Source organism: Ruminococcus callidus ATCC 27760, from assembly GCF_000468015.1.
Classification (GTDB): domain Bacteria; phylum Bacillota; class Clostridia; order Oscillospirales; family Ruminococcaceae; genus Ruminococcus_C; species Ruminococcus_C callidus.
The window spans coordinates 1-8,601 of sequence record NZ_KI260341.1; the positions used below are offsets into that span (position 1 = coordinate 1).

Sequence of the window (8,601 nt, forward strand, 5' to 3'; positions counted from 1 at the left end):
AGTCGCCAGACGCTCTTTGTGCGGTATTGCCAAAGATATTACTGCTTTTATTTCAGCAAATGCCGCTTTTCCGCAAAATACTGCTTGGTATCCATAGCAACTACGCCGGACAGAGCAATCAGTGCAATGACGTTCGGAAATGCCATCAGACCGTTGAAAATATCTGCGGTGTCCCATACGGCTTCTACAGTCAGATACGGACCAATGAACACTGCCACAATGTACAGCCAGCGGTAGGCCAGTGTCAGTGTGTAGCTTGCCTTACCGCGAAGATAGGTCAGGCAGCGTTCAGAATAATAACTCCAGCCCAAAATTGTGGTAAATGCAAAGAAGATCAGGCAGAGCATCAGAATGCAGGAAGAAACCTGTGACGGAAACGGCAGGCCGTGCTGGAATGCAGCGTCTGTGATCTGTACGCCCTCCAGATCCGAATTCAGCCATGCACCGGAAATGACAATGGACAGACCAGTCATGGTGCAGATGATAATGGTATCAATAAATGTACCAGTCATGGTGACCAGACCCTGACGAACCGGTTCCTTGGTACGTGCTGCTGCGGCAGCGATCGGGGCAGAACCCAGACCGGCTTCGTTGGAGAAGATACCTCTTGCAACGCCCTTCTGCATTGCCACGATCATAGCACCCAGTGCACCGCCGGCAACTGCGTCCATGCCAAAAGCACTCTTGACGATTTCCACAACTGCATGTGGAATCTCTGTCACATTGCAGATCATCATAATCAGACAGCACAGAACATAGGCAACTGCCATAAACGGCACGACCACCTGTGAAATCTGGGAGATTCGCTTCAGACCGCCAATGACAACCAGTGCCACACAAATGGTAATCAGCAAGCCCATGATGACTGTCGTCCATGTGTAGCTTGTGTCGAACAGGGTGAAAGCAATGTGCTTGCTGTCAGCATCAAAGAAATTGTTTGCCGCAGAGGTGATGCCGTTGATCTGCGTAATGGTACCGATGCCCAGCAGACCAGCCAGCATACCGAACAGTGCGAACAGCTTTGCCAGCCACTTCCAGCGGGAGCCCATACCATTTTCAATATAGTAGAACGGACCGCCCAGATAGTGCCCTTCTTTGTCTACCGTACGATATTTGATTGCCAGAAAGCCCTCGGCATATTTGGTCGCCATACCGAACAGGGCTGCAATCTCCATCCAGAACAGTGCACCCGGACCGCCGGCCGCGATTGCCGTAGCAACGCCGACGATATTACCGGTACCGATCGTTGCAGACAGAGCCGTACAGAGAGCACCAAAACTGGTGACTTCACCCTCGCCTTCCTCTTCATTCGTGACCATGAATTTCAGTGCCAGACCGATTCGACGTATCTGCAATCCACGGATACGAAACGTCAGCCAGATACCGCACAAAAGAATCAGCAGGATCAGCGGAAGCCCCCATACCCAAGAATCAATGTTTTTGATGATCTTCGTCATCATTTCCATTTGCGTTCACTCCTTTATTATTTTTCTACAGCCAAAAAGCTGCACATTCCGACATTGTCAGAAAAAAACATTTTTATTATATCATACTCGCAGGGGAATTGCAAGAAAAATTGTGCAAAACTCCAGAAAAAACTTTTTTTCAGAGAAAAAAGAAAGCGTTCGGCTTTACCAGACAGAAAAATCCCGTAAAGTCGAACGCCATTGTTCTCTTTTGTATTTAGGAAACACTGCATAAAGCCGTCAGGCGGGCTTTATACAGTGTTTCTTTTATCGATTGTCTACCTTTTCCGGAAACATGTCATGGTGGGTCAGTCTGTCCCAAGCCACCTGTTCCCACTTCGTCCCCGGTCTGCCATAGTTGCAGTACGGGTCAATGGAAATGCCGCCGCGGGGCAAAAACTTTCCCCACACTTCAATGTACGCCGGCTCCATCAGCCTGATCAGGTCGTTCATGATGATGTTCACACAGTCCTCGTGGAAATCGCCGTGATTCCGGAAGCTGAACAGATACAGCTTCAACGACTTGCTCTCCACCATGATCTCCCGCGGCACGTAGGAAATGTACAGGGTCGCAAAGTCCGGCTGTCCGGTGATCGGACAAAGGCTGGTAAACTCCGGACAGTTGAACTTGACGAAATAGTCCCGATCCGGATGCTTGTTCGGAAATGTTTCCAGCACCTCCGGTGCATAATCGCTGGCATACTTCGTATTCTGATTGCCCAGCAGAGTAATATCTCCCGTTTCTTCCTTGCTTCTTCCTGCCATATCATTCACCTCCCAGTGCCGGATCCGGCACACCGTTTGCTGCAAATGCTGCTGCACGGTCGCGGCAGGTACCGCAGACACCGCAGGGCTTTTCGCCGCCCTCGTAGCAGCTCCATGTCAATGCATAGGGCACGCCCAGTTCCAGTCCTTTTTTTACCACGTCTGCCTTTGTCCACTTGACAAAGGGGGCTTCGATCCGCAGCTGTTCGCCGCTTCCCAGATAAATCGCCCGATTCATTGCTTCGTTAAAGGCATCGCTGCAATCCGGATAGGCATTGCCGGCGGCATCATCACTATGTGCTCCGTAGTAAATGACTTCGCAGCCGTTGGACAGTGCCATGCTTGCCGCAGAAGCGAGGAACAGTCCGTTGCGGAACGGCACATAGGTGGAAACCGGACTGCCGTTGGTTTCCTGTAGCTGTTCCGCATAGGTTTCCTTGGGGATCTCCTGTGTGGAACCGGAGAGCAGAGAGCAGTTGGAATCTGCAAAAATCACAGACAAATCCAGCTGCTTCCACGCAACGCCATAATACGCCGCAATTTTCCGTGCAGCCTCCACTTCTTTCTGGTGCTTCTGTCCATAGGAAACAGACAGTGCCAGCACTTCTTCTGCACCGTACTTGTCCACTGCCATGCCGAGGCAGGTGGTGCTGTCCACGCCGCCGCTGAAAAGAACCATTGCTTTCATGGTCGTACCTCCTTAAAGTAATTCCTGTAGACTGCGGTCCGTCTGGAACGCACCACAGAATGTCTTTGTGGTCGTGCGGGAAGAAACGTTGCGGATTCCCCGTGCCGTCATGCAGCTGTGCGAACCAGTAATGACAACGCCCACGTCCGGCGTTCCTACTGCTTCCATGAGGATCTCCGCAATGTCCTGCCCCAGCCGTTCCTGCAATTGCAGCCGCTTCGATGCCATATCGCAGATGCGTGCAATTTTGCTAAGTCCGATCACTCTGCCGCGGGGCACGTATGCCACATTGACGTTCATGTCATACATCAGTGCCATGTGGTGTTCGCAATAGCTGAACACGCTGATGTCTTTCATCACCACCGCCGTCTGAGACTGACTGGGCGAAGGGGCTTCAAATGTTTTCCCGAACATCTCTGCAATTTCATGGTTGGAATACGAAATGCCCGCAAAGATCTCCTCGTACATTCTCGCCACACGCTGCGGCGTTTCCCGCAGTCCTTCACGATCAGGATCTTCGCCGATCGCTTCCAAAATCCCCCGAATATGGGTTTCTATTGCCTTGGTATCCATTGTCACACCCCCTTATACACCGCGTTTCTGGGGATCCCAGATCAATTTATGCAGCTGCAATTGCAGCCGTACCCGATTCAGTTTGTGCTCCTCAAGGAATTCCACAATTTCCACCGGCTCGATTGCCCCGAACACCGGACTGAAAAAGACGGTACATTTTGCCGTCAGGGCATACTGCCGGATCACTTCCAGTGCACGGTTCAGGTCGCTTCTGCTGCCCACCACGAATTTCACTGCGTCCTGACTCCGCAGCAGGTCGAAATTCTCCGGCTTCATGGCAGATTCCATGCCGCTGTCCGGCAGCTTATAGTCCATGGTAAAGCAAGGGCGAAATGCCAGTGCCGCAAAGGGTTCCAGTGCCACGCTGCCGTTGGTTTCGATCTCCACCCGATAGCCCAGGGCACCCAGTGCCGTGATCAGTTCCCCGATGTGAGGCTGGAGCAGCGGCTCTCCGCCGGTCAGCGTCACATTCTGCACACCGGTCTGCCGCACATATTCCACCAGTTCCTCCGCAGACTCCTCTGTTGCGGGAGCATCTGCCGCATTCGCCCACTTGGTATCACAAAAGCCGCAGTTCAGATTGCAGCCGCGGAACCGCAGGAACACTGCCAGTTCTCCGGCATGTGTCCCCTCTCCGTTGATGCTGACAAACTTCTCCACCACTGCCAAACGATTCATGTTCTCACACCTCATAAACTGCACAATTTTCCGGCGTTTCATAGACTGCCACACGGCGTACCGGCAAGCCGTCTGCGGTCAGCTTTTCATAGAAGCACTTGGCAAACTGCTCCGCCGTGGGACGAAACGGCACTGCGATCAGCCGGAATCCCTCTGCCAGAAGTGCCTCCACAGTGGCACGCTGCAAGGTGCCTTCCTCATAAATCATAGCGTGGTCATAGCTGTCCGCCAGTGCTTTCACGGCATGCTTCACATCGCCGAAATCGATCACCATGCCCCGATAGTTGCCTTCTTCCTGTAGAGTTTCTTGCCCGACCGTCACTTCGATTTTCCAGCGGTGTCCGTGAAGATTGGAACACTTGCCCTGATAGCCGGACAGAAAATGTGCACTGTCAAAGCTGGCTGATGTTTTGAGTTCGAACATACGGTTTTCCTCCCAATAAAAAATGCAGCCGCATTGCACATACGACTGCATCCAAAATTCATTTCAAACAAACACAAAACGGTTTTTGTGTGATTTCTAGTTTCGGATGCCCTAGTTTTGTTTTGCGACAGGATGGTGCAAACGAACTGTCGATATGTTACCGAAACACAGTATACCACACTTTTTTTGAAATGTCAAGTGATTTTGTTTTTAAGGGAACACTGAATAAAGCTTGTGCGTAAGATGCATAGTCAGATTTTTTGGCAGATTGCATAGAAATTCCGCAGGCAGACTGTCGTATGGCAAGGGATTTCTGGGCAATATGACGGGAAAATCTGTACGCAGATTGCGTGCAAAGCCGTCAGGCGGGCTTTATGCAGTGTTTTTTTAATCTTCCGGTGAGATATAGGTGGGAGCGTTTTTCGGGCTGGCACCCTTGATGACACTATGATAGAACTGATAGGTCATGGGAATGCCGTCCTCCCGATTCAGGTCACAGTCTGTGACTTCTCCCAGAAAAATCGTATGTGTGCCTGCGTCCATCAGCTTCACCACGCGGCAGGTGATCCACGCCATTGCCCCGTCTGGCACCGGCATGCCGTCCTTTTCCGTACAGGAAACGCCGGCGAATTTGTCTGCGTCCCGACTGGAGCGATAGCCGAAACCGCCGATCAGAGCCGGATCGGTATCCGTTGCCAGAATCGCCAGTGCAAACTTACCGCTTTGGGCGATCTGGTCATGTGTCGCGTTATCGTGGTTGATGCTTACGGCAATCTGTGCCGGTGCAGAGGTGATCTGCATCGCACTGTTTGCCACACAGCCATACGGCTTTCCGTTATACGATGTCGTCACCAGATACACACCGTAAGAAAGCTTCTGCAAAGCCTTTCGGTTCATGTCCGATCCCTCCGTTATTCTGCAACTTCCGGCAAGGTCTTGATAATGGATACCAAGAACTTCAGCAGTACCACAGCATCATTGGAATCCACTTCGTTGTTGGCATCACAGTCTGCATTGCTCCGCTGCTGTTCAGAAAGCTGTACCGTATTGGCAGCCGCCTTGTTCAGCATTACCGCATCGGTAATATCCACTCTGCCGTCCAGATTGACATCACCGTACAGGCTGGCAGGTGTAACATCGCCGCCCTTTGTAGTGGTCGTGGTTTCGCTGCCGGAAGTTGTCGCAGTGGTTTCGTCAGAATCCGTTGTGACAGATTCGGTTGTTGTTGTTGTGGTTTCCTCGGTAGTAGAAGTGGTAAACACTTCAGTCACAATCCCGATCTCTTTGGTAAGTGTGATCGAACCGTTGGTTGCAGTCAGTGTCACAGTACCGCCGTCTTTTGCATGCAGCGTAACATTCAGACCGCTGCCCTCGACTTCCAGAACGTTCGGGTCAGAAGAAGTCCACTGGAAATCGGGATTGCTGCCGGTATAGGAGATCGAAGCACTGAAATCATCGCCTGCCATAATGTAGTACGGGAAGTCTGCCCATTCTGCCTTTTCTTTCTCTGTTGTTACTGTGCTTTCTTCAGTAGTCGTTGTGGTTTCTTCTGTCGTGGTAGTCGTCTGTTCTGTAGTGGTAGTGCCCGGCTGCGGTGTTTCGCTGCCATAACTGAATACAAAGTCACTGTTAATTTCAGAAGCAGATGCAATTGCACTTTGTGCAGCTGTTGTCGAACCACCGTAAACGGCATACAGTCCGGCAATTGCCAGTGCAAAGCAGCCATTGTAATCCAGTGCCGGCTCTGTGCAGGAATAAGAATTTGTGTTATCGTCATAAGAACCGTTGGCATCTGTCGGACCACCGACCAAGGTGCCGTACAAAATATATTTTGCAGTATCCTTATCCGGGTTTGCTGCTCTATGATGGATATGCTGCGGATAAGAATCGCCAAAACCGATCAGATAGCTGCGGTTTGCCGGATTATTTCCCAGCAAATAGTCCATCTGCCCTTGTGCATATTCATTGTATTTGTCCTGTCCGCTGGTATACTTTGCATAAGTCAAAGCATACATCTGCCATGCACAGTTGTAACGGGATGCACCCCAGCCGCCGCCGACCGGATAATACGCCTGATTCTTGTTGCCCACCAGCTGATCCATATCGAACACCAGCTCGCTGCCGTGTGCACTGTACTTCTGAGGATCCATGGAATACAGCAGAGCAGAGTAACCGCCCCACACCTTATCCCAGGAATAAACCCAGTAATCGTAGATGCTGCCGTTATATACGCCGTTAGACGGTGTGTACTGTGCCTGGTAAGAATCCGGAAGTTTTCCGTTGTTGTTGGCAATCGCACACCACAGATCACTCCACGCTACCTTATCTTCAATATTGCCACAGGAATAGTAGCTGCCGATTCCCTCATAGGTTGCCTTCGGATACTTTTCTGTAAACTTTTCCAGTGCATTTGCATACTTCAGGCAAGTATCTGCATAATCTGCGTTTTTATCCCGAAATGCCAGAGAAGTTGCTGCCAGAGCTGCTGCCATATGACCGGACGCATCTACCGACGGATTGGATGCATCTGCCCAGTATGTCGGTCTGTTCTGTGTTTGTACTTCCGGTGCAGTCCAGATGTTGTGATCCTGGTCATCGCCTACCATATAGCAGAACGCAATGACATTACCGCTGTCATCCAGATAAGTCACTTTCATAAAGTAGTCGCACATTTTTTTCAGAATGTACAGAAGATGATCTTCGCTTCCGGTTTCTTTATAGGAATCCGGATTTTCAAAATAAGACCAAGCCAGATTAGTACAGGAATATCCCATTGTATTCGAGAATTTCAAATGATCTCCTGCATCATGATAACCGCCGGACACATCTACGGTATCCAAGCCGCCGTTTGCAGCTTTGATTGCTGCCACGGAACTGGATGACAGTCCCTTTGCACTGCTAAGCGATGCTTCCGCATCATAAGTATGACATTTTCCACGCCAGGTCAGTACATTATCATCTGCACCGCACTGATTTGCGTCAAAAAAGTACAGAGATAATTTCAGTGCATCTCCGTATGTACCAGCTGACGGCTGTGCCGAGGCTGTCATTCCCGACACTGCCGAAACCGTTCCCGTCACCGCCAAAACACCGGCGGACAGTACTGCCGTCAGTTTTTTCTTTAGATTTCCTTTCCAGTTCATCCTTTTTCACTCCAATTCTTTATATTCGACTCAAAAAGCCGATCACTGATTACGTACATTTCATTATAGCATATCCGCTTTCCATTGTCAAGAAAATAGAACAAATTTCATATCTTTTATGCAGTTTGACGAACTGAAGTGTATTTACGGCAGCACCGCACAAAGCTTGTACGTAAGATGCGTTGTCAGATTTTTCGGCAGATTGCATAGAAATTCCGCAGGCAGACTGTCGTATGGCAAGGGATTTCTGGGCAATATGACGGGAAAATCTGTACGCAGATTGCGTGCAAAGCCGTCAGGCGGGCTTTATGCGGGGCTGCCTTATATAAAAAAGAACCGACGCTCTCTTCCAAAACGTCGGTTCTTCGTATGCAAAAGCTTATCCCCAAGCGGTTCTCACGCCCACCGCTTCAGGGAAAGCATTATGCCTGTGCCATACCTTTCTGTCCCAGCAGTGCCCGCAGTGCAGAAATGCTGCTGCTCTGCACCCGTGCAATGGGGATCGAGTTCTTCTTCGCCGCCTTTACGGCACCCTGTACCATTTTATGGGACACGGTACGGGTAAACAGGATCATCAGATCCGGAGAGCCGATTTTCTTTTCGATCGGACCGGTTTCTTTCGGAAACACCTTCGCGGTGCAGCCGTGCTCCATGCAGACATCTGCATACTGACGGCTCATGCACTCGTTTCCGCCGATAATTACAACACTCATCAGTTTCACCTCACATGGTTCTCGGACGAAGCGGATCTCCCGCTGTCCACGGTATTTCTGGCAGCCAAGCATCCCCTCATCACCAGGGAAAACGCTGCATAAAGAACGCCTAACGGCTTTGGGCAATACCGCACAAAGATTGTGCGACAGA

The 8,601-nt window shown here is 50.5% G+C and carries 9 protein-coding genes; all 9 read right to left on the bottom strand.

What is annotated here, in order from left to right; all coding sequences use genetic code 11:
• Positions 1-47 precede the first annotated feature (47 nt).
• The 9 genes from RUMCAL_RS04080 to RUMCAL_RS04125 all read right to left on the bottom strand — a co-directional run bounded on the left by RUMCAL_RS04080 (position 48) and on the right by RUMCAL_RS04125 (position 8,450).
• Positions 48-1,466 (bottom strand): alanine/glycine:cation symporter family protein, encoded by a 1,419-nt coding sequence (locus RUMCAL_RS04080; RefSeq protein ID WP_021681280.1) that lies wholly within the window; start codon positions 1,464-1,466, stop codon positions 48-50.
• 267 nt (positions 1,467-1,733) lie between these two features.
• Entirely contained in the window at positions 1,734-2,231 is a 498-nt protein-coding gene (gene queF, locus RUMCAL_RS04090; RefSeq protein ID WP_021681282.1) for a preQ(1) synthase, read from the bottom strand.
• A 1-nt stretch (position 2,232) separates the two neighbouring features.
• Complete coding sequence (queC, locus tag RUMCAL_RS04095) at positions 2,233-2,919, bottom strand: 7-cyano-7-deazaguanine synthase QueC (protein ID WP_021681283.1); 687 nt, start codon at positions 2,917-2,919, stop codon at positions 2,233-2,235.
• 12 nt (positions 2,920-2,931) lie between these two features.
• Entirely contained in the window at positions 2,932-3,498 is a 567-nt protein-coding gene (folE, locus tag RUMCAL_RS04100) for a GTP cyclohydrolase I (RefSeq protein ID WP_040646921.1), read from the bottom strand.
• A 6-nt stretch (positions 3,499-3,504) separates the two neighbouring features.
• Positions 3,505-4,170, bottom strand: coding sequence for a putative 7-carboxy-7-deazaguanine synthase QueE (gene queE / locus RUMCAL_RS04105; protein ID WP_040646926.1), 666 nt, complete (start codon positions 4,168-4,170; stop codon positions 3,505-3,507).
• Between the two features lie 4 nt (positions 4,171-4,174).
• Positions 4,175-4,594: a 6-carboxytetrahydropterin synthase QueD gene (queD, locus tag RUMCAL_RS04110; RefSeq protein WP_040646956.1), complete on the bottom strand. Its 420-nt coding sequence runs from the start codon at positions 4,592-4,594 to the stop codon at positions 4,175-4,177.
• 387 nt (positions 4,595-4,981) lie between these two features.
• Positions 4,982-5,491 (bottom strand): flavin reductase family protein, encoded by a 510-nt coding sequence (locus tag RUMCAL_RS04115; RefSeq protein WP_021681288.1) that lies wholly within the window; start codon positions 5,489-5,491, stop codon positions 4,982-4,984.
• Positions 5,492-5,505: 14 nt separating this feature from the next.
• A complete protein-coding gene (locus RUMCAL_RS04120) occupies positions 5,506-7,737 on the bottom strand; it encodes a glycoside hydrolase family 9 protein (protein WP_021681289.1) in 2,232 nt (743 codons plus the stop codon).
• Positions 7,738-8,159: 422 nt separating this feature from the next.
• Entirely contained in the window at positions 8,160-8,450 is a 291-nt protein-coding gene (locus RUMCAL_RS04125; RefSeq protein WP_040646960.1) for a DUF2325 domain-containing protein, read from the bottom strand.
• Positions 8,451-8,601 lie beyond the last annotated feature (151 nt).

Coding starts and splice junctions, on each gene's coding strand:
- RUMCAL_RS04080 (WP_021681280.1), bottom strand. CDS start 1,466: ATGGAAATGATGACGAAGATCATCAAAAACATTGATTCTTGGGTATGG.
- RUMCAL_RS04120 (WP_021681289.1), bottom strand. CDS start 7,737: ATGAACTGGAAAGGAAATCTAAAGAAAAAACTGACGGCAGTACTGTCC.
- queC (WP_021681283.1), bottom strand. CDS start 2,919: ATGAAAGCAATGGTTCTTTTCAGCGGCGGCGTGGACAGCACCACCTGC.
- queE (WP_040646926.1), bottom strand. CDS start 4,170: ATGAATCGTTTGGCAGTGGTGGAGAAGTTTGTCAGCATCAACGGAGAG.
- RUMCAL_RS04125 (WP_040646960.1), bottom strand. CDS start 8,450: ATGAGTGTTGTAATTATCGGCGGAAACGAGTGCATGAGCCGTCAGTAT.
- RUMCAL_RS04115 (WP_021681288.1), bottom strand. CDS start 5,491: ATGAACCGAAAGGCTTTGCAGAAGCTTTCTTACGGTGTGTATCTGGTG.
- queD (WP_040646956.1), bottom strand. CDS start 4,594: ATGTTCGAACTCAAAACATCAGCCAGCTTTGACAGTGCACATTTTCTG.
- queF (WP_021681282.1), bottom strand. CDS start 2,231: ATGGCAGGAAGAAGCAAGGAAGAAACGGGAGATATTACTCTGCTGGGC.